Origin of the sequence: Massilia varians (assembly GCF_027923905.1) — a bacterium.
GTDB lineage: Bacteria > Pseudomonadota > Gammaproteobacteria > Burkholderiales > Burkholderiaceae_D > Telluria > Telluria varians_B.
The window spans coordinates 2,414,882-2,437,617 of record NZ_AP026966.1; the positions used below are offsets into that span (position 1 = coordinate 2,414,882).

Sequence of the window (22,736 nt, forward strand, 5' to 3'; positions counted from 1 at the left end):
GGACACCGTACGCTGGACTGGACCGTTCAAGTATGACGTCTATTTTTGATAGGCAACAATCATGGCTGCGATTTGTTCAGTTGCAATATCGGGTTGCCGGCTGTTCGTGCTGGCACTGACCCTGTTCGTCCTGCTGCCGGGTTGCACCACTGGCCTCCAGTTTGCCGGCAGCGGCAAGGACGGCGCCAGCGATGCGCCGCCCACCGAGATCATCACCCAGCAGCTCATCGAGAGTGAACGGCGCGCGCTGGCCGAGCAGTCCCGGCAAGACCTCTCGCCGCTGATCGTGACCAACCCGGCGCCCTACACCATCGGCCAGGGCGACGTGCTGTCGATCGTCGTGTGGGACCATCCGGAGCTTGCCGGTGGCGGCATGACCGCCGCCACCGCCGCCCTCGACAGCGGCACGGCATCGTCGACCGCGGTCCAGCCCGGTTTTGCGGTCGACCACCTGGGACGCATCCAGTTTCCCCTGATCGGCCTGCTGCACGTCGAGGGCCAGACCGAGGAGCAGGCCAGGGCGCTGCTGACCAAGAAACTGGCGCGCTACATCGCCCAGCCCAGCCTTACCCTGCGCGTCCAGTCCTACCGCAGCAAGCGGGTCTACATCGACGGCGAGGTCAAGGCGCCCGGCCTGCAGGCGATCAACGACATTCCCATGACCCTGGTCGAGGCGCTGAACCGCGCCGGCGGCATGCTGCCCAGTGCCGACCAGAGCCGCATCATGATCGAACGCGGGCCCAGCCGCTACATGATCAACCTGCGCGACCTGGTGCAGAAGGGCGTCAACCCGGGCACCGTGTTGCTCGCGCACGGGGACGTGGTGCGCGTCCATTCGCGCGACGAAAGCAAGGTGTTCGTGTCCGGCGAGGTCGTCCAGCCGCGCGCGCTCACCATGCACAACGGCCGCCTGACCCTGAACGAAGCGCTCGGCGAGAGCGGCGGTGTCAGCCCCCTGAGCGGCGATGCGCGCCAAATCTATGTGGTGCGCAAAACGTCCGAGCGGACCCGCGTGTTCCAGCTCGACGCCCGCGAGACCGGCGCACTGGCGATGGCCGAATCCTTCGAGCTGCGGCCGAAGGACGTGGTCTACGTCGCCGCCTCGCCGCTGGCGAACTGGAATCGCCACCTGAGCCTGCTGTTCCCGGGCGCACTGACCAACGCGGTCGGCGTGACGACCCGTCCCTGACTATTCGATCCCGAGCAAGGCCGCCATCATGAGTAATCCTGCCGACGCCCACCAGCTGACCCACATCTCGCACAGCCCGCCCGTGCTGTCGGTGCCCTTCGACCCGCGGCCACCCGAGCCGCTGCCGGAGGAGTCCACCGTTGACTTGAAGGGCTATTTCAACACGCTGTACGACAGCCGCTGGCTGATCGGCAGCATCACGGCCTTCATCACCGTGATGGCCGTGTTGTACGCGCTCGTCGCCAAGCCGGTGTACGAAGCCAACCTCATGATCCACGTCGAAGAGGAAAGCCCGAACGCGTCCAAGAACATCCTGAGCGAGGCCTCGTCCCTGTTCGAGACCAAGAAGGCGGCCATCGCCGAGATGGAGCTGCTGCGTTCGCGCATGGTGGTGTCGCGTGCGGTGGACAACCTCCAGCTCTACATCGAAGTGCAGCCGAAATACTTCCCGGTGGCCGGTTTCTGGTTCGCCAACCAGAACGCCGGCAACCTGTCCACCCCCGGCCTGTTCGGCTACGGCGGCTATGTGTGGGGCGGCGAGAAAGCCGATGTCTCCGTGTTCGAGGTGCCCGATTCCTGGCTCAACCGCGAGTTCGTGCTGACGGCGCGCGCCGGCAACCGCTACCGCTTCTCCGGCGGCGGGCAGCGCCTGGCCTTCGACGGCACGGTGGGCCAGCGCTACCGGGTGCCGCTGCCGGATGGCATGCTCGAGATCAAGGTGGACAGCCTGTTCGCGAATCCGGGCGCGCGCTTCCGTATCAAGCGCAAGTCGCGCCTGAGCACGATCCAGGCGATCCAGCGTTCGATGGTGATCACCGAACAGGGCAAGCAGTCGGGCGTGATCGAAGTCAAGCTGCAGGGCGAGAACTCGGCCAGCATCAACAGCCTGCTGAGCGAGATCGGGCGTGAATACATGCGCCAGAACCTGGCGCGCAAGACCGAGGAAGCCGAGAAGTCGCTCGCCTTCCTCAACCAGCAGCTGCCCATCCTCAAGCGCCAGCTGGAACAGTCCGAAGACCGCTACAACCAGTTCCGCAATGCCCACGGCACGGTCGACCTGCGCGAGGAAGCCCGCATGAGCCTGGCGCAGGCCGCGGCGGCGCGCACCCGGCGCATGGAACTCATCCAGAAGAAGACCGAGCTGCTGGCGCGCTTTACCGAAGACCATCCGGTGGTGGTGGCGATCAACCGCCAGCGCAAGGAAGTCGACGCGGAGATCGACGCCATCGCCAGCCGGATCCGGACGCTGCCCGTGATGGAACAGGACGAAGCGCGCCTGACGCGCGACATCAAGGTGAACACCGACCTGTACACGGCCCTGTCGAACACGGCGCAGCAGCTGCGCCTGATCTCCGTCGGCCGGGTCAGCAACGTACGCCTGGTCGATGCCCCGATCGCGCCGGAAAAGCCGATCAAGCCGAACCGGCCCCTGATCGTGGCGATGGCGGTCGTGACCGGCCTGTTCCTCGGCACCCTGATCGCCTTCACCCGTAAGGCGATGCGGGGCGGAATCGACGATCCGCAGAAGATCGAACGGATGCTGCGAGCGCGCGTGGTATACGCCTCGATTCCGCACAGCGTCAACCAGGAAAAGCTGATGCGCAAATCCAAGCCGGACGGCGTGCTGCCGCTGCTGGCCCAGATCCTGCCAGAAGACCCGGCAGTCGAGAGCCTGCGCAGCTTCCGCGCGGCGCTGCAGTTCTCCATGCCGCACTTCAAGAACAACGTGGTCATGATGGCGGGCCCCACGCGCGACCTCGGCAAGTCCTTCATCGCCGCGAACTTCGCGGCGGTGATGGCGGCCAGCGGCAAGCGCGTGCTGCTGGTCGACGCCGACATGCGCAACGGGCACCTGCACCGCTACTTCGGCGTCGACCGCCGCAGGGGGCTGTCACGGGCCATCGCCGGCGGCGCCACCGTGGACGAGGTCATCCACCGCGGCGTGCTGGAACGGCTCGATTTCATCCCCACCGGCGAATTGCCGACCAACCGGGCCGAATTCCTCCTGCACCTGAATTTCGGCACCTTGCTCGAGACGGTGAGCCCGCAGTACGACCTGGTGCTGATCGACGCGCCGCCCCTGCTGGCGGTGGCCGACGCCCTGATCATCGGCGCCCACGCGGGGGCCGTGTTCCTGGTGACCCGCTCCGCCGTGACCACCGAAGGCCAGATCAACGAATCGATCAAGCGCCTGAACCACGCGGGGATCTCGTCGCGCGGCGTGCTGTTCAACGACATGGCGCTCCGGCTGGGCGACTACAGCTCCCAGTATGGCAACGGGCCGCAGCTCGCCTACGTAGCCTGAGCGGCGGCTTTGCCTGGCTATCCGGATCGATGCGTGGAAGGCGCCATCGGCATGCTCTATTGCTCATGCCGGCGCCCGCGCGTCTTGTAGCGCGGCGCGATGCAAGCATGTCCTTGCGAGCCATCTCTTGCCTGAGCTTAGTCGCGTCCAATAATCTGTGCATGCTCAGGAGTGCACGCGCCCGGCATGGCGTGATGGACGGCCGGCAAGCCAGCCCGTTCTTCAAGCGATAGCGGGAACACGCCGGTGCCCGCGCGCGCTTCCCAGGCTGGGAGGCCAAGCCTCGATTCGCTCGGCCCGAGGCTGGCGCAGCCTTGGTGGCGCGAGAATCCGAAGAGGCGGTCAGTCCATGCATTGGTAGCGCCGGCTTGCCGGCAATGGCGCAGGGCGATCGACCAGTGCGCATTGCGGCGGTCCAGCCGGGGCATCGACTCGTCGCATCGACAGCGGCGACGACCGATGCACGTGGTCCTGGCGCAGGAAGTTGTTGGAGGGGCCGGCAGTGACGGGCAAACCTGATGTGCCTGTCGCTGCCGGATCCGGGACTGCGGAGATGAAGTAGCGCGCCGCTGGCCGCTGGTGGCGGCGCAGCTTGTCCTCGACGCGCTTCAATCGGGCGACAAGGCGACCCGCACCGGTTTCACGCGCGGGCTCAAGAGCAGGTTCTTCAGGGCATTCCGGATGCGGACCGTATGCCGTTCGAACAGCAGGTAGAACAGATACGCGGCCAGCACCAGGGCGCCGAGGAGGATGCCATACCAAAGGAAATCGGTGGCGGCGTTCGGATCGAGCTGACCGCGGCCGAGGAGCTGCTGTCCGAGGTGGCGCATCAGGTAGATGACCGGCACATGGACCACATAGAGCGAGAACGAGAACTCCGAGAAGAACACGGCAATCCGGTTGGCCCGGACGTAGGCCGGCGCTGCCTTGTCGAGCGGCCGTTGGAACGAGGCCAGCAGCAGCAGGAAGGGAATGCTGCAGACGAGGTCCTGCACAAAGGAGGCCGGCACCAGGTCATCGTTATTGCCGCGCATCCGGTAATAGACGAACAGCGCCAGCGTCAACACCAGCAGCAGCGCCTGGAAGGCCTTGCCGCAGTCGATGCGGATGCGCGAGAAGGCGGCGCCGAGCAGCCAGACGGCGAAGTACAGCGAGATCATGTCGCGCAGCGTCGCCAGCAGCAGGATCAGGGCGGCGGCCACGGCGGCGCGGCGCAGGACGCCGCCGGCAATGACGAGCAGCAGCAGGGGGAACTGGATGTAGTACCAGGTCTCGTGCGCCAGGCTCCACAGCGGATAGTTGCCGCCGAACTCAGGCACGGTGACGGTCTGCAGGCCGAGCAGGTTGCCGGCGAACGCTGCCGCCGAGAAGTCGTTGGCCGGGTTGACGTCGATCGGCCCGGGGGCGGCCGAACCGATGGCCAGGCCGATGCCCAGGCTCAGCAGCAGGGTCGGGAGCAGGACGGTCCAGAGCCGCGTCACACGGTCGATCGCATAGTGGGCGAGCGCCTGCGGCTTGCCGAAGCGGTTCATCAGGCTGCCGCCAACCAGCCAGCCGCTGATGAGGAAGAACACGACCACGGCCTGGTGGGCGAAACCGGTAATGAAGGCCAGGCCCATGTAGGCAAGCGACGGGTCTTCCAGCGTGCGCAGGCCCGGATACATTTCGGCGCGCAGGTGCGCAGCCGCGACCTGCAGGGCCGCCAGGCCGCGCAAGGCGGAAATCAAGAGCGACTGCGCCGCGTTCTCGCCCAGGGGCGCCCGTGCTTGCCAATGCATCGAGGGGAAGGAAACCATGTGTCTCTCCATTGGTAGAAAATTGCTAGCCGCAGGTGTCCCAGGAGTAGGGCTGCGCCTTGCCGGACAGCGCCAGCGCGACCTTGATCATCCAGTAACCGACATGCGCCGATTGCATCAGCGAGGCCGCCGCGAAGAACAGCAGCACCGCACACCAGGCTGGCGCCGGGCCCGGTACGACGCCCTTGGGCTCGGCCTGGTAGACGGTGCCCAGGCTGGCGCAGGCACCGAGCAGCCAGCCGGCGGCGGCCTCCGCGACCGCATGTTCATCGTGCCGAACCAGCGCCACGGCCATCACCAGCCCCAGTGCCAGCCCGGCGCCGGCCGCGGCCAGTCCGGCGCGGCGCCCGGCCGGACGGCACAGCAGGTAGCCGAGCACCGGGTACACCGCCGTCACGCCCGCCGCGTGGCCGCTGAACGCCTTGAAGTCGAGCATCGCAATGTCGATGCCCCAGCCCATATAGGCGATCTTGCTGCCGCCGACGAGCGCGATGGTGGCGCCGTACAGGAGCGTCCAGGCGGCCGCGGCGCGCCAGGCGCGGGCGGCCAGCATCCAGGCGCCGGCCGCGATGGCCAGCGGCAGGGTCAGTTCGATATCGCCGAGGTGCAGCAGCTGCATCGCAGATCCACCGTTCAGCGCACGATGGCGGCCAGCGTGTGCGCCAGGATGCGCACATCGCCCCAGAACGTGCGTTCCCTGACGTAGCGCACGTAATAGTCGAGCTTGACCGGCAACACGGCGTCGACGTAGGCGCGCTCGGGATCGGCGGCTTGCGCCAGGATCGCGTTCTCGTCCTTGTAGCGGATGGCGGCCCAGTCGGTAATGCCGGGTGCGACCGACAGCACCACGCGCCGCTGCTCGGGCGGGTAGCAGTCGACGTAGCGCGGCACTTCCGGACGCGGTCCGACCAGGCTCATGCTGCCCTGGACGACGTTCCACAGCTGGGGCAGTTCGTCCAGCTTGTAGTGGCGCAGGAAGCGGCCGGCGCGGGTCACGCGCGGATCGGCGCCGACGGTCAGCTGGGGGCCGTCCACGGGACGCTGGCGCATGGTGCGGAACTTGTAGATCGTGAACAGCCTGCCGCCGCGCCCGACGCGCTGCTGGCGATACAGCACCGGCCCCGGAGAATCGAGCCTGATCCAGAGTGCGGTCAGCAGCAGCACCGGGGCCAGCAGGAGCAGGCCCAGGCTCGCGCCGAGCAGGTCGAAGGCGCGCTTGCTCATGACAGCAGCTCGTGCAGCGCCGCGACCACCCGGTCCTGGTCGGCGTCCAGCATGCGCGTGTACAGCGGCAGCGACAACATGGTCTCGAAGCTGGCTTCGGCGACCGGGAAGGCGTCGGGATTCAGGCCGCAGCTGTCGCGCCAGTAGGGCTGGCGGTGCAGGGGAATGAAGTGCACGCTGGTGCCGATGCCGCGTTCGGCCAGTTCGTTGATGAGCGCGTCGCGCCCGATGCCGGCGCCGTCCCGCAGCCGGACCACGTACAGGTGCCAGGCATGGGTGCTGCCGAAGGCCGGATGCGCCGGCAACTGCAGCGGCAGCCCGGCCAGGGCGTCGTCGTAGCGCTGCGCCAGCCAGCTGCGGCGTTGCTGGAAGCGGTCGATCTTGCGCAGCTGCTCGATGCCGATCGCGGAAGCGATGTCGGTCAGGTTGTATTTGAAGCCGGCCGCGACCACCTCGTAGTACCAGGCCGGCACCCGCGAGGTGTAGCGGTCGAAGGCGTCGCGGTTGATGCCGTGCAGGCGCATGCAGCGCATGCGTGCGGCCAGCTCGGCGTCGCGCGTGACCACCATGCCGCCTTCGCCGGTGGTCATGGTCTTGTTGGCGTAAAAGCTGAAGACGGTGATCTCGCTGCCGAGGGTGCCGATCAGCTTGCCGTCGAGCCGGGTGGGGAAGGCGTGCGCCGCGTCTTCGATGACGCGCAGGCCGTGGCGCGCGGCCAGCGCCAGGATCGCATCCATGTCGCAGGCCAGGCCGGCGTAGTGCACCGGCATCACGGCGCGGGTCCGGGGCGTGATCGCCGCCGCGACGGCGGAGGGCGACATGTTCAGGGTGACGGGGTCGACGTCCACCAGTACCGGACGGGCGCCGAGGTAGCGCACGACTTCGGCGGTGGCGGTGAAGGTCATGGTGGGGACGATGACCTCGTCGCCGGGACCGATGCCCACGCTTTCCAGCGCCAGATGCAGGCCGGCGGTGGCGGAATTGACCGAGATCGCCTGCACGTCGCCGCCCAGGTAGGACTGGAATTCCTGTTCGAAGCGGCGCGTGGTCGGTCCGGTGGTCACCCAGCCGGAGCGCAGGCAGGTTTCGACGGCCCGGATTTCCTCGTCGCCGATGTCGGGCAGCGCAAAGGGCAGGAAGGTCCGCGGCATGTTGTCCAGCGGATCGGCGTGCAGCTGCGCGCCAGCCTGTGCCTGTTCAGTCATGGGGAAACCTCGTGTGCGAAAGTGGTCAGGAAGCGTTGTCCAAGGACGGGATAGGTCAGGTTGGCCAGTGCGTGGGCGCGGCCGCGCTCGCCCAGCGCGCGCCGCTCGCGCCAGGACAGGGCCAGCAGGGACGCCAGGCCGTCGGCCACGGCGCGCGGATCCTCCGGCGCCACCGTCAGGCCGCAGCCGGCCTCCTGCACCGGGTCGTTGCCGGCTTCGACCGCATGCAGGACCGGGCAGCCGCCCATCATGTAGTCGATCAGTTTGTTCGGCGCGATGCCGAAGCGGTACAGGGGCTGGCGTTGCCAGCCGAGGTAGGCGATGTCGATCCGCGCCATCAGGGCCGGGATCTGGGCCTTCGGGATGGGCGCTGCAAAATACAGGTGCGCAAGGCCGAGTTCGCGCGCGCGTCGTTCGAGCCGGGTCTTTTCGGGGCCGTCGCCCACCAGCACGAAGGCCAGCGGCCGGTCTTTCAGGAGGGCGGCGGCATCGAGCAGGGTGTCGAGCGCATTGGCCAGCCCGTGGCTGCCGGCGTAGCCGACCACCGTGCGGCCCTGGGCGCGCAGGCCGGCGAGCAGGGCGTCGAGTTCTTCGGGCGGGGGCGGCGGCGTCGCCAGCCACTCGACCGGGTCGGCGCCGTTCGGGACCACGTGCAGCTTGTGCGGCGCCATGCCGCGCGCTTCGAGGTGCTCGCGGACCTTGGGCAGGATCGACACCACCGTATCGGCGTGGCGGCAGGCGTAGTCTTCGGCCGCCTGCAGCAGCCGGATGAAGGGATGGTGGCGCGAGAAGCCGCCCAGTTCCATCAGCGAGAGCGGCCACAGGTCATGCACCTCGTGCAGCAGGCGCGCCCCGGCGAGGCGCGCGATCCGGTGCGCCGGCCAGATGTCGAGCGGATAGGTGCTGGAGGCGATCACGACCTGCGGCGCGACCTCGCGCGCCAGCGCCGGCGCTTCACGCCACAGGCGCAGCACGAAGGCCGCCATGTTGCGCACCCTGGCCAGGCCGTTGCCGCGGTAGGGCGGCGTAGCGAACCAGGTGTAGTCGATGCCGTCGATGCTTTCGTCGCGCCGGCTGCGTCCCTCCATGCTCGGGGCACGGGCGCGCACGTGGGCGTGGCTGGCCGTCACGATCCGTACCCGATGCCCGAGCCGCACCCACTCGCGCGCGAGGTAGTAGGGCCGGTACTCCATGCCGTGGTGGACCGAGCCGGCGTAGTGGTTGATCAGGAGGATGTTCATGGTGGTGTCGGGGTGATGCGCGTCAGGCGCGCCAGGCCATTTCTTCGACCAGCCGGCGCACGTTGCAGCGCGTGCTTTCGACCCAGTTGGTTTCCCATTGCACAGGATGGGTGAGCAGGCAGATGTGCTCGTACTTCCCGAGCGCCTCGAAAGGCGACAGCGGGTAGTAGTAGACCGGGTGCTTGCGGTCGCTGATGTAGAGATCGAAGCAGCGCAGCAGCTCGGCATCGTAGGATTCGCACTCGATGCCGCAGCGGCGGCGCAATGCCTCGTCGCGCAACAGTTCGTGGTTGATCACCTTCAGGCGGCGGTTGGCAAAGTCGCCGTGGCTCGCCACCGTGGTCAGGGGATAACCGAGGCGCTCGACGATCCGGCCGACGTTGCGGGCGAACAGTTCGCGGATCTCGGGGAAGCGCTGGCGCACCGCATCGGCACTGCGCAGACGGTGGCGCTTGGCGAAATCGGCCACTTCTTCATAGTGATAGCTGGCTTCGCTGCCGGCGGCCTCGATCTCGCGCATGAAACCGTAGTCGAGTGTGCACAGCCGGAAGTAGTAGCTGGCGCGCACGCCATGGCGCGATTCGATGGCGAACATCTTCCTGGCGGTGCGCAGGTCGCTGTCGATGTCGTGCCGGTGCACGAAGCTGCGCGGCATGGGCTGGTCCTGGGCGCCTTCCTTGCCATAGGCCTGGCGAAAGAACTCGCGCACCGACAGCTGGGCATAGCCGGCGCTGGCGACCTCGCGCACCAGGGTCTCGTATTCGCCGAGCCGGCTCGGCATCAGGTAGTCCGCATAGACGCGGTTGAGCATGGCGTTCATGGCAGGCTCATTGCAAGTGATAGCTGGCGCGGTAGGGACGGAAACCCAGGATGGTCTTGAAGTTGCGCAGACCCGGCTGGGCGCCGAAAAAGGTGTCGTACATGACGTAGCGGACCTTGCCGGCGTCGATCAGCCGGCAGATCGCTTCGCTCAGGAGCAGGTGCATGATGCCGTCGTTATTCCGGATTCCCATCATTTGGGAAAATGAGGCGAAATTCCCGTAAATACCCAGGGTCGCATAGGCCACCAGTTTTCCTTCGGGATTGAGCACGCCCCAATAATGGAAATGCTGCTGGCGCTCGAAACGTTGCTGTTTCTCCAGATAGTGTCCGTCCATTTTCCGGCCCTGCCGCACATCCAGGCTGGTATTGATGTCGTGGATGTCGTCGACATAATCGTTGCGATCGATCTCGCGTACCACGTAACCGCGGCTGCGGGCCCGTTTGGCGTGGTAAGCGCCCTGGTTCTTGCCCTTGATGTGTTCCAGGTAGGCGGCGCGGTCCGGGAAAGGCGCGAGGTCGACCAGGGCCGCGCCGATGGTCTTATGGCGGATGATCTTGAAACGCGGATGCGGTTTCGTGTAATTGCGATAGGTCGCCTCGATATCGACCGGGTCGATTTGCTGCGAGAAATAAAGCCGCGCGCGCGGCAGTTTCATTACCTCGAGAAACGTATTGTAGTGTTGCAAGAACATAGTCGCTCTCATATTTCCTTGATAACTAAACAATACGGCCGATGGTGCTGGTCTTTGTTGAACTACGATAAAAACCTGACGCTGAGACAATCGATTCAGCGAATTGGATGGACAGATAGATCGCTTTTCCTGAGTCGTTTTTTTGGGCGCGGATCGGAAGACAGCAGATCGGCATAGAACGCGATCAGCTTGGCTTCTTCGTTTTCCCAGTTGTAGCGGGCGAGGACGGCGCGGCGCCCGTTGGCCCCCATGTCGCGCGCCTGGCGCGGATGGGCGGCGAGGTGGTCGATCGCCGCTGCGATCGCCGCCGGGTCGCGCGGATCGACGCACAGGCCGCAGCGGCTGCCCTCGACGATCTCGCGCCAGAGAGGAAAGTCGGAGGCGATCACCGGGATGCCGGCAGCCATGTATTCGAACATCTTGACCGGCAGGGCGTCACGGTAGCTGGCGGTCGGCAGCAGGGTGACCAGGCCGGCAAAGGCGCGCCCCATGACTCCGGCGATGCCGCCCCGGTCGAGGTGGCCGAGCGCATCGATACGCCGCCAACCCGGGTGGCGCCTGACCTCGGCCTCCAGCTCGGCTTCGGCGAAGCTGCCGGCCAGGGCCAGCCGCGCCGGCGTGCGCAGCAGGGCGCAGGCCTGGACCAGCTCGCGTACGCCACGGATGGCGGAGATGCTGCCGACGTAGCAGAAGCTGTCGCGCGCCTCGGCGGTGGGCGCCGGCCCCATGAACTCTTCGGCGCGGGGATAGTTGTTGACGTCTACGACCAGGGCATTGTGCCCGGCCAGGCGGTCGCGGATGGTGGGTGTCGCCGCCAAGACGCCGCCGAAGCGGCGCAGTGCGCTGCCTTCGAGCATGGCGTACGCGCGCGACAGCAGACGAGCGGCGCGCGGCGCCAGGTAGGGTTTGTCGAGCAGCTGGTTCGGCACGTCCTCGTGGGCGTCGAACACCACCTTGCGGCCGCCGAGGGCGAGCCGCAGGCCGACGGGAATCAGCTCGGGATCGTGCAAGTGGTAGACCTCGGCGTCGAGCCTTCGTGCCGCCCGGCCGACCCGGCGGGTAGCGAGCAGCATGCGTTCACGCCGGCCCGAGGGACGGCCGACATCGACGATCCGGACGCCGTCGCGGCAGGCGTCGCCGAGGCCGTCGGCCACCACCAGCGCAACTTCATGCCCGTGGCTGGCGAGGCTGCGGCACTGCTTGACGAAAATCCGCGTATCGAAGCGCGGGTGTGCCGAGCTCAGATGCACAATGCGGGCCATGTCTGCTCCGGTACGAATAGGGGGCGCAGGCGCCGGGCGGCATGCCTGCGCCGCGAAGGCGGCAGCGGCAGGGAAGGCAGCTTCGTGAAGACCGGCCTGGCGTTTCCCTGCCTCATGCGGCCGTCTTTCATGCCGCCTTGTCGCCGGCCTGCTCGGCAACGCGTTCGTCGCGCAGCTGTGCCAGCCCTTCGCCCAGCGCCTGCACCACGCGATGGGTGCTGGGACGGTCGAGGTAAGGGCCCATCGGCAGGCTCAGTACCTCGTGCGCCAGGCTGGCCGCCACCGGACAGCCGCCGGGACCGACCCAGTGCGCGTAGGCCGGCTGGCGGTCGATCGGCACCGGGTAGTGCACCGCGGTCGGGATGCCGGCCGCGTGCAGGACTTCCTGCAGGCGTTCGCGCTGGGGCACCAGGACCGTGTACTGGGCATACACGCTGGTCCGGTCGGTGCGGCAGCCCACCGGCTCGATCATGTCGCCCAGCACGCTGGCGAGCAGGGCGTCGTAGCAGGCGGCGGCGCGCTGGCGTTGCTCAATTTCCCATTCGAAGCGCTCGAGCTTGGCCAGCACGACGGCGCACTGCAGGGTGTCCATGCGGCCACCCACGCCGATGCGGGTATGCACGTAGCGGCGCGACTGGCCATGCACGCGGATCTCGCGCATCGCGCCCGCCAGGGCATCGTCGCTGGTGAAGATGGCCCCGCCGTCGCCATAGCAGCCGAGCGGCTTGCTGGGGAAAAAGCTGGTGCAGCCGATGCCCGACAGGTTGCAGCTCTTGCGGCCGCGGTAGGTGGCGCCGAAACTCTGGGCCGCGTCTTCGATCACGGCCAGGCCGTGGCGCTCGGCGACCGCGTTGATCTCGTCCATGTCGGCCGGCTGGCCGTACAGCGATACCGGGATGATGGCGCGGGTGCGCGGCGTAATGCGCGCCTCGAGCAGGCGGTGGTCGAGGTTGCAGGTGCCGGCCTCGACGTCGACGAACACCGGCGTGGCGCCCAGCAGCACGATCGCTTCGGCGGTGGCGATGAAGGAAAAGGGCGTGGTGATGACTTCGTCGCCGGGCTGGATGCCGAGCGCCATCAGCGAGATGACCAGGGCCTCGGTGCCGGAGGAGACGGTGATGCAGTGGCGCGCGCCGGTGAAGCCGGCGAGGCGACTTTCCAGTTCAGCCACTTCGGGCCCCATGATGTACTGGCCATGGTCGAGGACCGCCTGGATGCGTGCGTTGATCAGCTCGCGGGAAGCGAGGTATTGCGACTTGAGGTCGATGAAATCCATGGGGTCCTCGTCAGGGTTGGAGGGCGGCGCGTTCGAGGTGGCAGGCGCCCTCGTGCAGCACATACAGGTCGCCGGTGTGGGGACAGCGGGCTTGGGCCTCGCGCTGGACTGCGCCATCGGCGCCGGGCAGGGGCAAATCCAGGCGTTCGCCGAAGCGGCTGATCCATCCGATCTGGCGTGCCGGCACCCCGGCCACCAGGGCGAACGGGGGCACGTCGCGGTTGACGACGGCGCCGGCCGCAACGAAGGCGTACTCGCCGATGGTGACGCCACACACGATGGTGGCGTTGGCGCCGATGGTGGCGCCGCGCCGCACCAGGGTGCGCCGGTATTCGTGCTTGCGGGTCACCGCCGCGCGCGGGTTGTAGACATTGGTGAACACCATGCTCGGGCCGCAGAAGACCTCGTCTTCGAGCGTGACGGCGTCATAGATCGAGACATTGTTCTGGACCTTGACCTGGTTGCCGAGCACGACGTCGTTGCCGACATAGACGTTCTGGCCCAGCGAGCAGTCTTCGCCGACGCGGGCGCCGGCGCAGACATGGGCGAAGTGCCAGACGCGGGTGCCGTCGCCGAGGGCGGCGCCCTGGTCGACGATGGCGCTGGCGTGGATGACGATGGCCATGATCAGTACTCCAGCGGCAGGGCGATGCGCTTGCCGTCGCGCGCCGAACGATAGGCCGCCACCAGCACCTCGAGCGACTTCAGGCCTTCGCGCCCGTCGGTTTCCGGCTCGGCCTCGCCGCGCAGCACCTTGATCACGTTGTCGTAGTAGAGCGGATGGCCGAAACCGTAGACCGAAGTGGTCTGGTAGCTGGCTTCCTTGACGCGCTCGTCGTCCGGATCGGGCGTGGCGAATTCCCACTGCTGCACCTCGTTGACCGCGACGCCGCCGATCCGTGCGGTGCCGTGCTCGCCGAGGATGGTGATCGAGCCTTCCAGGTTGTGCGGATAGGTCAGCATGGTGACGTTCATCGAGCCGAGCGCGCCGTTGCGCCAGCGCAGGCTGATGACCCCGGTGTCCTCGACCTCGATGTCGCGCGCCAGGGTGGCGGTGTAGGCCTGCAGGCTCTCCACCGGGCCGACGATCCAGTCGATCAGGTCGACGTAGTGGCTGGCCTGATTCATGAAGGCGCCGCCGTCGAATTCCCAGGTCCCGCGCCACTTGGCGCTGTTGTAGTACTCGTCCGGCCTGGTCCAGAACACGTTCAGGTTGACCATGTAGATGCGCCCGAAGCGCTTCTTCTCGACCGCGCTCTTGAGCAGCTGCAAGGTGGCGTTGCGGCGGTTCTGCTTGACCACGAACAGGCGCACTCCGGCGGCGTCGGCCGCCGCGACCATCGCCTTGCCATCTTCCCAGCGCGTGGCCATCGGCTTTTCGGTGATGACGTGGCGCCCGGCGCGCGCCACCTGGATCGCCTGCTGCGGGTGCAGCCCGGATGGGGTGCAGAGCACGAAGGCGTCGGCCTCGCACTCGGCCAGCATGCGCTCCAGGCTGGGCCAGGCACGCGCCCTGGTGGCGCCGGCGGCGCTGTCGAGGGCGCGCGGGTCGACGTCGCACACGCCGACCAGTTCGGCGCGGCCGTGGTGTTCGCGGATGGCATTCATGTGGTTCTTCGCTATGCGGCCGCAGCCGACCAGGGCGAAGCGGATCTTGCGGTCGAGAATGGCAGGGGGGTAGGAACGCATCGTGTTCTCCGGCTTGTTCGGTGTGTTGTTGCCTTGTGCTGCGGCGGGTCTCAGGCCTTGATGACGTTCGGCAGGCGCTCGGTGTAGACGCCGCGGGTGTCGACGATCAGGTTGGCGTACTGGCGCACCAGCTCGTAGTCGAAGGCGCTGTGGGCGGTGGCCACCAGCACCACGTCGTAGGAAGCGATCGCGTTCGGGCTCAAGGGCACGCTGGACAGCTCGAAGCGGTGCTCGCGCATGCGCGGGAAGACCGGCACGTGCGGGTCGGAGTAGTCGACGGTGGCGCCCTTGCGGCGCAGGATCTCCATCATGGCCACCGAAGGCGACTCGCGCATGTCCTCCACGTCTTTTTTGTAGGCGATGCCGAGCACCAGCACGCGGCTGCCCATGATCGAGCGCCCGCGCTCGTTCAGCGCATCGGCCACCTTGCCGATCACCCAGTGCGGCATGTCGCTGTTGATCTCGCCGGCCAGTTCGATGAAGCGGGTGTGGACCCCGTATTCGCGCGCCTTCCAGGTGAGGTAGAAGGGGTCGATCGGGATGCAGTGGCCGCCCAGGCCGGGGCCCGGATAGTAGGGGGTGAAGCCGAAGGGCTTGGTGGCGGCGGCGCGGATCACCTCGTGGATGTCGATGCCCATGCGGCCGGCGATGATTTTCATCTCGTTGACCAGGCCGATGTTGACGGCGCGGTGGATGTTCTCGAGCAGCTTGGTGAGCTCGGCCGCGCGGGTCGAGCTGACCGGGACCACGCGGTCCACGGCGGACCGGTACAGGGCCAGGCCGGCTTCCAGACAAGCATGGGTGGAGCCGCCGCACACCTTCGGGATGGTGCGGGTCTGGAAATGCGGGTTGCCCGGGTCTTCGCGCTCGGGCGAGAACACCAGGAACAGGTCGCGCCCCACCGTGAAGCCGCGCGACTCCAGGCGCGGACGCAGTTCCTCCTCGGTGGTGCCGGGATAGGTGGTGCTCTCGAGCGACACCACCTGACCCTCGCGTACATAGGGCAGCAGGGCGCCGACGGTGCCGAGCACAAAGGACAGGTCGGGTTCGCGGAAGGCGTTCAGCGGGGTCGGTACGCAGATGATCAGGGCGTCGGCCTCGCCGGCGCGGGTGAAGTCGGCGGTGGCTTCGAAGCCGAGCTCGCGCGCCGAGCCGATCGCCCTGGCGTCGATGTGCTTGATGTAGCTCTTCCCGCGGTTCAGGCGCTCGACCTTCTCGGTATCGATGTCGATGCCCAGCACCTTGAAGCCTTGCGCCGCATAGCAGAGGGTCAGGGGCAGGCCGACATAGCCGAGGCCGACAATGCCGATGACGGCGGTGCGGTTCTGCAGCTTGGCCAGCAGCTGCTCCAGGTGAGGGGAGGTGTTCTCGTCGCGCATGAATTTCCTCGTCGGTGACAGTGGGGGTACGGGTTCAGATCCGGAACGGCACGAACTTCTTGATCAGGCTCGGCGCCTGGGTGTCGGCCACCAGGGGCGGCGGCGTCACCGGCGAGGTCGGCACGTATTCGGCGACGATGGCCTTGACCATCGATTCGATCGTGCCGCGCTCGTGGGTCTCGCAAGCCATCATGAGGCAGGTGATGCAGGTTTCCAGCACGCTGGGGCGCAGGGCGCTTTCCTTCATCCGCATGATGCGCGGATGCTCGCTCGGGAAGACCGTGCCCTCGGTCAGCAGCTCCTCGTGCAGTTTCTCGCCGGGGAACAGGCCGACGAACTGCACCTCGATGTCGCCGCGCGGGTTCTGCGGGGTGCGTTCGGTGAGCCCCGACATGGCGATCATGGTGCGGGCCAGGTCGACGATCTTGACCGGCTCGCCCATGTCGAGCACGAACACGTCGCCGCCCTTGGCCATGGCGCCGGCCTGGATCACCAGCTGGGCCGCCTCGGCGATCAGCATGAAGTAGCGCGACACCTCCGGATGGGTGATGGTCAGCGGCCCGCCGCGCGCGATCTGGCGCTGGAACAGGGGAATGACCGAGCCGGACGAGCCCAGCACGTTGCCGAAGCGGACCATGCAGAAGGTGGTGTGGGCGCCGTGGCGTACGGCCGCCGCCTGGAAGATCAGCTCGGCGATGCGCTTGCTGGCGCCCATGATGTTGGTCGGGCGCACCGCCTTGTCGCTCGAGATCAGCACGCAGGTCTCGACCTTGTGCTGGGCGGCGGCGCTGGCCACGACCTGGGCGCCGATCACGTTGTTGCGCAGTCCTTCGACGATATTGGCCTCGACCAGGGGCACGTGCTTGTAGGCGGCAACGTGGTAGATGGTGTTGACCTTGCCGTCGCGCAGGACGCGCTCGACCAGTTCGCTGTTGCAGACCGAGCCCAGGTGGGCGTGGATGGCCAGGCCGGGAAAGCGCGCGGCCAGCTCCTGGCGGATGGTGTACAGCGCGTACTCGGAGTGGTCGAGCAGGTGCAGCTCGCGCGGGGTCAGCGTGACGATCTGGCGGCACAGTTCGCTGCCGATCGAGCCGCCGGCGCCGGTGACGAGCACGCTCTTGCCGCGGACGCAGCGGGCAAACAGGTCGAGCCGCGGCGGCACCGCCGGGCGCCCGAGCAGGTCTTCGAACTTGAGTTCGCGGATCGAGCCGTGCGCCGGCGGCCGGTCGTCGGCCAGGTCGACCAGGCGGCTCAGGATCTTGACCGGCACCCCGGCCTGGCCGAGGCGCTGCATGATGTCGCGCAGGCGCTCCGGCGAGACCGAGGGCAGGGCGATCACGATGGTGCGGATGCCCTGGGAAGCGACCAATTCGGCCAGGCGCGCGGTATTAAACACGCGCAGGCCGGCGATGGTGCGTTCGTTCAGGGCGCGCTTGTCGTCGAGGAAGCAGACCGGGCGGTACTCGTCGCCGTGGCGCATCGCCTGCACCAGGCGCGCACCGGCATCGCCGGCGCCGTAGACGGCCACCGCATCGGACGCCCCTGCGCGCCGCCCGGCATGGGCGCGCAGCAGGTTGCGCAGGCCGATACGGGAAATGACGACGTAAGAGAAAACCACGAACCAGTAAATGGCGAGCGCACTGCGCGGAAAACGCGGTTCGTTCATGATGATTAATACGACATACACACATAAAATGCCGAATGCAAGTGCGGCGCCGGTGAAACTCAATAAACGCTGGTCGATAAAACGGATTACCGCGCGATATAAGTCGGATACCGAGAATGCGGCGATGGTGACCACGGCCACCAGCGCATACGATGCGGGACCGAAATTCTGTGCAAGCTGTAAATCGCCACCCCGTAATATCATCGCGATCAGAAAACAGACCGGCAGTGCCAGCAGGTCGCACCCCACCATCAGGGCGATCTTGCCGGTGCGGCTCATCGACACCATCCTTGCGCAAAGCTGGCTGAAAAGATCGGATCTGAAATTGGACATGGCAATCCGCTGCGGTTAGGAATTAATGAAAGCCTAGAGAAATTCGGGCGCGGCAATGCATAAAACGCGATAATCCGGTCATTATCCAGTAAGGAAACAAGTAAATGAATATGAAGTTTTGTAAATTTATTATCAGGCGGCTACTACTAATGGAGTTTGACCTGACTCAACGGCGGCAAGTGAATTAATTCGAAAATGCCCGAAAATGAAAATAGGAAATGAAAATGGGAAATAAATCGCTAATTTCATTTCCATTGATTATTTAATTGATGAGCGGAACTGATGAGGGGCGACAGGCGCGGACAGGCCGCGCGGTGGGCGGCACGCGGCGCGACAGGATGAGGGGAAAAAACGACGCGCCGGCAGGGCGGCGCGTCGGAAGGGGCGGGAACGCCGCCGGCGGGGCGGGCGGCGGGTCAGGCGGGCGGGCGGCCCGGGCGCGGTTGCGGCGCCATCGGCGGCACCGTGATCGCTTCGTTCAGGCGCAGGAACTTGAAACCGGCCAGCACCTGGCCAGGCTTGCCTTCGCGCGCATTGCGCGCCTCGCGCTCGGCGGCGCGCGCGATGAAGGAGTCGAAGCTCTCCTCGCGCACCTGCGGCGCCTGCGAGTGCAGGAAGCGGCGCTCGCCGTCCGGCCCCAGCACCACCAGGCCGACGTGCGAGGCCCAGTATTCTCCGTTGCGGGTCGAGATCACGTTCACGAAGTCGCCTTCCTGCAGGCGGCTGGCGATCGCCGCCACGCCTTCCTTGGGGACGTAGGCCTGGCGGCTGCTCTCGACCGGGATGTCGCGCACCGTGTTGTGGCGGGTGCGCAGGAAACGCGCGCGGTCTACCGTCATCGGGTATGCCGGCCCATCGGCGCCGGCCAGTTCGGCGCTGACGTCGGTCACCAGCCAGCGGTTGGCCACGTTCCAGTCCATCTCGGTGTAGTGGTTGCGGGTGGCCACCCCGATCACGCCGTCGCGGTAGCGGATCCGCTGCAGCATCCAGAAGAACTCTTCCCAGGACTGCGACAGGGCCATTGCATAGGTGTGCTCCGCGAACACCACGCAGTCGCTTTCCTTCAGGCTGAACAGCGGCAGGTCGTCGTGTACTTCATAGGGAAACTCGCCCAGCAGGTGCAGCGAGTAGGGCTGGCCGAGGTTCTTGCGGCCGATTGCCGCAATGCGCTTGCGCAGGTCGGGCTCGGCCGTATGGACGTGGGCGATGTAGCGGCCCGCTTCCTGCGGCGTCATCTGGTAGATCTGCTTTTGCAGTACGGCGGCCAGCGGGAGCTCGGCCGAGGGCGCGCCCGGCCTGGCGGAAGAATGTGGGGTCGGGGGAGTGCTGGCGCAGCCGGCCAGGGCGGCGCCGGCAAGCAGCAGGCTGCTGAGACGAATGGCGATGGGCATTTGTAAAAAAGAGACACTTTGGGCGGTGGAAGATGGTGCCACGCTAACCCCGCGCCGGGATAAATGGGAATGAAATTTTGTTCATTCACTATAACTTAGGCAATGGTCGAATATGTACATTCCTGAAAGTTATATAGAGCCGAACACAAGTGATTATTCAGCAAGCTTCACATCATCAATACTCCCGACCATGGCAGAAAGGTGCCTACCAGTTGCATACCAATAGCTATAATCTCAGGAGAGACGTCATGTTCAAGCAGAAGCCGCTCGCAGCGGCCGTTTCGTTGGCCGTTTGGAGTCTGGCCGCCGCGTCCGCCGTCGCGCAGGACGCACCGATCCAGACCGTCGAGGTCACCGGTATTCGTGCCTCGATGGCGCAATCGCTGGCGGTCAAGAAGAATGCCAGCGCCAACGTCGAGGTGATCACCGCCGAAGACGTCGGCAAGATGCCAGACCGTAACCTGGCGGATTCGCTGCAGCGCCTGTCGGGCGTCGCCGTGCGTACCGACTACGATGAGGCCGAGAAGGTCGCCATGCGCGGTACCAATCCAGACCATACCTTGATCCTGTTCAATGGCCATACGGTGTCCGGCGGCGACTGGTATTTCGGCGACCAGCTCTCGAGCAGCCGCTCGACCAGCCTGTCGCTGATGCCGTCCTCGGTCCTGAACCAGGCCGTGGTGTACAAGACCTCCGAGGCCAAGCTGGTCGACGGCGGCATGGCAGGCACCATCAACGTCAGCACCCGCAAGCCGCTGCAGCAGAAGGAGCGCCTGAGCGGCATCGTCAACCTGGGCGCCGTGTACGCGGACCTGCCGGGCAAGGCCGCGCACGATACCAACGCCTCGCTCAACTGGAAGAACGAATCGAACACCTTCGGCTTCATCGTCCAGGGCTTCGCCCAGAAGCGCCACGTGCGCCGCGACTCGGCCTCGCGCTTCGCCTATGTCGGCGGCAGCGGCTGGGACGTGATCGACACCAAGACCATGCTGGGCATCACCGACGAATCGCTGGCCGGCACCGGCTACAAGGCCTCGGACCTGAACGGCGTGCGCCTGCCGGGCTCGATGAGCACCGAGTACGTCGAAAGCGTGCGTGACCGCAAGGGCGGCATGTTCTCGATGCAGTTCAAGCCGAACCAGGACCTGGACATGACCCTGACCGGCTTCCATTCGGAGATGAAGGCGAACAACTTCGGCCGCCTGAACGCCGGCGCCATGTTCAGCATGCTGAAGGGCCTGGGCGGCGCGCAGGGCGCCGCCACGCCGACCGACTCGAAGGGTCAGCGCGTATACGCCCAGATCAAGAACCCGATCATCACCACCGAGCGTACCGTCTACGGCCACGAGCTGAAGGTGCTGAAGGCCGCCGACATCGTCTACCCGGCGGGCACCACCCCGCAGTACATCGGCGAGACCGAGGGCGCCTACCGCGACGGCGCGCGCGCCACCAGCGCCTTCCTTGACCTGGACGTCAAGTACCGCGTCACCCCGGACCTGACCGTCAAGGCGCTGCTGTCGTCCACCAAGGGCGTCGGCGAGACCGCGCTCGACCAGGGCCTGACCTACACCCGCTACGGCACCGGCGTGTCCTACAAGCTGGGCAGCCTGTACGACGCTCCCTTCGTCAAGTACTACGGCACCGGCCCGAACGTCCCGGGCATGAACCCGGACGGCAGCGGCTACGTGCTGACCGGCCGCGCCGCTTCCGGCGTCACCACCAACGACCGCGAAAACAGCCTCAACCTGGATGCCGAGTACCGCACCGACCTGGGCGCACTGCGCTCGGTCGATTTCGGCGTGCGCCATGCCGATCACCGCCGCGACAGCGCGCGCCGCTTCCCGCAACTGCGCACCGGCAACCTGAACGACAACGCACCGACCGGCGCGTTCAACTTCCAGCCGATTCCGGCCGACTTCGGCAGCGGCCTGGACGGCCCGGCCGGCTGGGACAATACCAGCTGGACCCTGACCCCGGAAGCGCTCAAGGCTTACTTCGCGGCCAACTACAAGCCGACCACCGCAGAGTGGGAGCGTCGCGTGTCGACCGAACTCGACATGCGCGAACGCCAGAGCGCGGCCTATATCCAGGGTAACCTGGAAGCGGAACGCTGGTCGGGTAACTTCGGCCTGCGCTTCGTCCGCACCCAGGTCAATGCGATGATCCCGGTCCCGCTGCCGGTCGGTACCTGCGCGCGCACCGAGCCGGGCAAGCCGGCCACCACCTGCGCCGCCGTGCCGGGCGCGATCACCACCGCCAGCGACGGCGTCCAGTACTACGACGGCGTGCCGTTCAACCCGCTGGCCGGCGTGATGTACTACAAGAAGGAGCGTGAAACCACCTTCAACAACCTGCTGCCGAGCCTGAACCTGCGCTACGAGCTGAGCAAGGACCAGATCCTGCGCTTCGGCGCCAGCAAGACCATCTCGCGCCAGAACTACAACATCCTGGGCGCCGGCTACGGCTCGCCGGCCTGTACCGACGGCGTGTGCCAGGTCACTGGTCCGAATCCGGAAATGGAACCGCTGATCGCCAAGAACCTGGACGTGTCCTGGGCCTGGTACTTCGCACGCCGCTCGATGGTGGGCGTAAACCTGTACTACTCGGATATCAATGGTTATCCGAAGACCGGTACCGCCGGCAGGACCACGGTCGAGCTGCTCGATCCGCGTGATTCGCAGATCAAGACCTTCGCCGTGAACACCGCTTCGCAGCAGGGTGCGCGCATCGCCGGCATCGAGCTGATGTACGAGCAGCCGTTCGGCAACACCGGCTTCGGTTTCACTTCGAACGTCAGCAAGGCCAAGACCAAGGTCGACGACGGTCGTCCGATGGTCGGCGCTTCGGAGTACTCCGCCAACCTGGGCACCTACTATGAGGACGACAAGCTGTCGGCACGCCTTGTGGCCAACTATCGCAGCGAGTATGTCAATACCTCGACCGCTCCCGCGCCGACTGCCAACAGCCAGGGTCTGTCGACCGTCAACGGCATCCTGATGCCGGTGGCACCGACCTTCGCCGCGCCGGTGACCACGCTCGCCTTCAATGCGAGCTACAACCTGACGCCGAATCTGGTGCTGTCGTTCGACGCGACCAACCTGACCAACGTCAAGCGTGCCTATTATCGCTACAGCGAGGAAGAGCAGCAGAAGCTGGACGTCGGCGGCCGCCAGTACTACGTGAACCTGAAGTACAAGTTCTGATCTTCGCGTAGCGCCATCCAGGGGGAGCTTCGGCTCCCCTTTTTTGCGTCCGGCCTCAGCGGC

Annotated in this window: 17 protein-coding genes; 3 read left to right on the forward strand and 14 right to left on the reverse strand. The window is 66.4% G+C overall.

All coding sequences use genetic code 11. From position 1 onward, the window contains the following. The first annotated feature begins 106 nt into the window (after positions 1 to 106). Together MasN3_RS10995 and MasN3_RS11000 are read left to right on the forward strand one after the other, a co-directional pair. Entirely contained in the window at positions 107 to 1,189 is a 1,083-nt protein-coding gene (locus tag MasN3_RS10995; protein ID WP_281914093.1) for a polysaccharide biosynthesis/export family protein, read from the forward strand. Positions 1,190 to 1,217: 28 nt separating this feature from the next. Then, a complete protein-coding gene (locus tag MasN3_RS11000; protein ID WP_281914094.1) occupies positions 1,218 to 3,494 on the forward strand; it encodes a polysaccharide biosynthesis tyrosine autokinase in 2,277 nt (758 codons plus the stop codon). Between the two features lie 608 nt (positions 3,495 to 4,102). Here the strand turns inward: MasN3_RS11000 and MasN3_RS11005 are convergent. The 14 genes from MasN3_RS11005 to MasN3_RS11070 all read right to left on the reverse strand — a co-directional run bounded on the left by MasN3_RS11005 (position 4,103) and on the right by MasN3_RS11070 (position 19,470). After that, a complete protein-coding gene (locus tag MasN3_RS11005; RefSeq protein ID WP_281914095.1) occupies positions 4,103 to 5,290 on the reverse strand; it encodes an acyltransferase family protein in 1,188 nt (395 codons plus the stop codon). A 25-nt stretch (positions 5,291 to 5,315) separates the two neighbouring features. Beyond that, positions 5,316 to 5,909, reverse strand: a complete 594-nt coding sequence (locus MasN3_RS11010; RefSeq protein WP_281914096.1) for a hypothetical protein — start codon at positions 5,907 to 5,909, stop codon at positions 5,316 to 5,318. Between the two features lie 14 nt (positions 5,910 to 5,923). Further along, positions 5,924 to 6,514, reverse strand: a complete 591-nt coding sequence (locus MasN3_RS11015) for a sugar transferase (RefSeq protein ID WP_281914098.1) — start codon at positions 6,512 to 6,514, stop codon at positions 5,924 to 5,926. Next, positions 6,511 to 7,665, reverse strand: coding sequence for a DegT/DnrJ/EryC1/StrS family aminotransferase (locus MasN3_RS11020; RefSeq protein ID WP_281914483.1), 1,155 nt, complete (start codon positions 7,663 to 7,665; stop codon positions 6,511 to 6,513). Before MasN3_RS11020 ends, MasN3_RS11015 begins: the two co-directional genes overlap by 4 nt. A 50-nt stretch (positions 7,666 to 7,715) precedes the next feature. Next, positions 7,716 to 8,960 carry a glycosyltransferase family 4 protein gene (locus MasN3_RS11025; protein ID WP_281914100.1) on the reverse strand — a complete coding sequence of 415 codons (1,245 nt, stop codon included), beginning with the start codon at positions 8,958 to 8,960 and terminating at the stop codon, positions 7,716 to 7,718. Positions 8,961 to 8,982: 22 nt separating this feature from the next. Further along, entirely contained in the window at positions 8,983 to 9,780 is a 798-nt protein-coding gene (locus MasN3_RS11030; RefSeq protein WP_281914101.1) for a hypothetical protein, read from the reverse strand. Between the two features lie 7 nt (positions 9,781 to 9,787). Continuing rightward, positions 9,788 to 10,438 carry a hypothetical protein gene (locus tag MasN3_RS11035; protein ID WP_281914102.1) on the reverse strand — a complete coding sequence of 217 codons (651 nt, stop codon included), beginning with the start codon at positions 10,436 to 10,438 and terminating at the stop codon, positions 9,788 to 9,790. A gap of 131 nt (positions 10,439 to 10,569) precedes the next feature. Further along, on the reverse strand, positions 10,570 to 11,736 hold the full coding sequence (locus MasN3_RS11040; RefSeq protein WP_281914103.1) for a glycosyltransferase: 1,167 nt from the start codon (positions 11,734 to 11,736) through the stop codon (positions 10,570 to 10,572). A gap of 127 nt (positions 11,737 to 11,863) precedes the next feature. Continuing rightward, positions 11,864 to 13,012 carry a DegT/DnrJ/EryC1/StrS family aminotransferase gene (locus MasN3_RS11045; RefSeq protein ID WP_281914104.1) on the reverse strand — a complete coding sequence of 383 codons (1,149 nt, stop codon included), beginning with the start codon at positions 13,010 to 13,012 and terminating at the stop codon, positions 11,864 to 11,866. A gap of 10 nt (positions 13,013 to 13,022) precedes the next feature. After that, positions 13,023 to 13,637 (reverse strand): acyltransferase, encoded by a 615-nt coding sequence (locus MasN3_RS11050; protein WP_281914106.1) that lies wholly within the window; start codon positions 13,635 to 13,637, stop codon positions 13,023 to 13,025. A 2-nt stretch (positions 13,638 to 13,639) separates the two neighbouring features. Further along, the gene (locus MasN3_RS11055) at positions 13,640 to 14,701 is read right to left on the reverse strand and encodes a Gfo/Idh/MocA family protein (RefSeq protein ID WP_281914107.1); all 1,062 of its coding nucleotides are present in this window, start codon (positions 14,699 to 14,701) and stop codon (positions 13,640 to 13,642) included. Positions 14,702 to 14,751: 50 nt separating this feature from the next. Further along, positions 14,752 to 16,080 (reverse strand): nucleotide sugar dehydrogenase, encoded by a 1,329-nt coding sequence (locus MasN3_RS11060; RefSeq protein WP_281914108.1) that lies wholly within the window; start codon positions 16,078 to 16,080, stop codon positions 14,752 to 14,754. Positions 16,081 to 16,114: 34 nt separating this feature from the next. After that, positions 16,115 to 18,079: a polysaccharide biosynthesis protein gene (locus MasN3_RS11065; RefSeq protein WP_307730415.1), complete on the reverse strand. Its 1,965-nt coding sequence runs from the start codon at positions 18,077 to 18,079 to the stop codon at positions 16,115 to 16,117. A 416-nt stretch (positions 18,080 to 18,495) separates the two neighbouring features. Next, the gene (locus MasN3_RS11070) at positions 18,496 to 19,470 is read right to left on the reverse strand and encodes an N-acetylmuramoyl-L-alanine amidase-like domain-containing protein (RefSeq protein ID WP_281914110.1); all 975 of its coding nucleotides are present in this window, start codon (positions 19,468 to 19,470) and stop codon (positions 18,496 to 18,498) included. 248 nt (positions 19,471 to 19,718) lie between these two features. Between MasN3_RS11070 and MasN3_RS11075 the strand changes: the two genes are divergently transcribed. Next, on the forward strand, positions 19,719 to 22,673 hold the full coding sequence (locus MasN3_RS11075) for a TonB-dependent receptor (RefSeq protein WP_281914111.1): 2,955 nt from the start codon (positions 19,719 to 19,721) through the stop codon (positions 22,671 to 22,673). The last annotated feature ends 63 nt before the right edge of the window (positions 22,674 to 22,736 follow it).

Excerpts from the sequence above, each read along its gene's own strand:
- MasN3_RS11065 (WP_307730415.1), bottom strand. The coding sequence starts at position 18,079 with ATGTCCAATTTCAGATCCGATCTTTTCAGCCAGCTTTGCGCAAGGATG.
- MasN3_RS11060 (WP_281914108.1), bottom strand. The coding sequence starts at position 16,080 with ATGCGCGACGAGAACACCTCCCCTCACCTGGAGCAGCTGCTGGCCAAG.
- MasN3_RS11075 (WP_281914111.1), top strand. The coding sequence starts at position 19,719 with ATGTTCAAGCAGAAGCCGCTCGCAGCGGCCGTTTCGTTGGCCGTTTGG.
- MasN3_RS11070 (WP_281914110.1), bottom strand. The coding sequence starts at position 19,470 with ATGCCCATCGCCATTCGTCTCAGCAGCCTGCTGCTTGCCGGCGCCGCC.
- MasN3_RS11025 (WP_281914100.1), bottom strand. The coding sequence starts at position 8,960 with ATGAACATCCTCCTGATCAACCACTACGCCGGCTCGGTCCACCACGGC.
- MasN3_RS11030 (WP_281914101.1), bottom strand. The coding sequence starts at position 9,780 with ATGAACGCCATGCTCAACCGCGTCTATGCGGACTACCTGATGCCGAGC.
- MasN3_RS11050 (WP_281914106.1), bottom strand. The coding sequence starts at position 13,637 with ATGGCCATCGTCATCCACGCCAGCGCCATCGTCGACCAGGGCGCCGCC.
- MasN3_RS11000 (WP_281914094.1), top strand. The coding sequence starts at position 1,218 with ATGAGTAATCCTGCCGACGCCCACCAGCTGACCCACATCTCGCACAGC.
- MasN3_RS11005 (WP_281914095.1), bottom strand. The coding sequence starts at position 5,290 with ATGGTTTCCTTCCCCTCGATGCATTGGCAAGCACGGGCGCCCCTGGGC.
- MasN3_RS11035 (WP_281914102.1), bottom strand. The coding sequence starts at position 10,438 with ATGAAACTGCCGCGCGCGCGGCTTTATTTCTCGCAGCAAATCGACCCG.
- MasN3_RS11040 (WP_281914103.1), bottom strand. The coding sequence starts at position 11,736 with ATGGCCCGCATTGTGCATCTGAGCTCGGCACACCCGCGCTTCGATACG.
- MasN3_RS11055 (WP_281914107.1), bottom strand. The coding sequence starts at position 14,701 with ATGCGTTCCTACCCCCCTGCCATTCTCGACCGCAAGATCCGCTTCGCC.
- MasN3_RS11010 (WP_281914096.1), bottom strand. The coding sequence starts at position 5,909 with ATGCAGCTGCTGCACCTCGGCGATATCGAACTGACCCTGCCGCTGGCC.
- MasN3_RS11045 (WP_281914104.1), bottom strand. The coding sequence starts at position 13,012 with ATGGATTTCATCGACCTCAAGTCGCAATACCTCGCTTCCCGCGAGCTG.
- MasN3_RS11015 (WP_281914098.1), bottom strand. The coding sequence starts at position 6,514 with ATGAGCAAGCGCGCCTTCGACCTGCTCGGCGCGAGCCTGGGCCTGCTC.
- MasN3_RS11020 (WP_281914483.1), bottom strand. The coding sequence starts at position 7,665 with ATGCCGCGGACCTTCCTGCCCTTTGCGCTGCCCGACATCGGCGACGAG.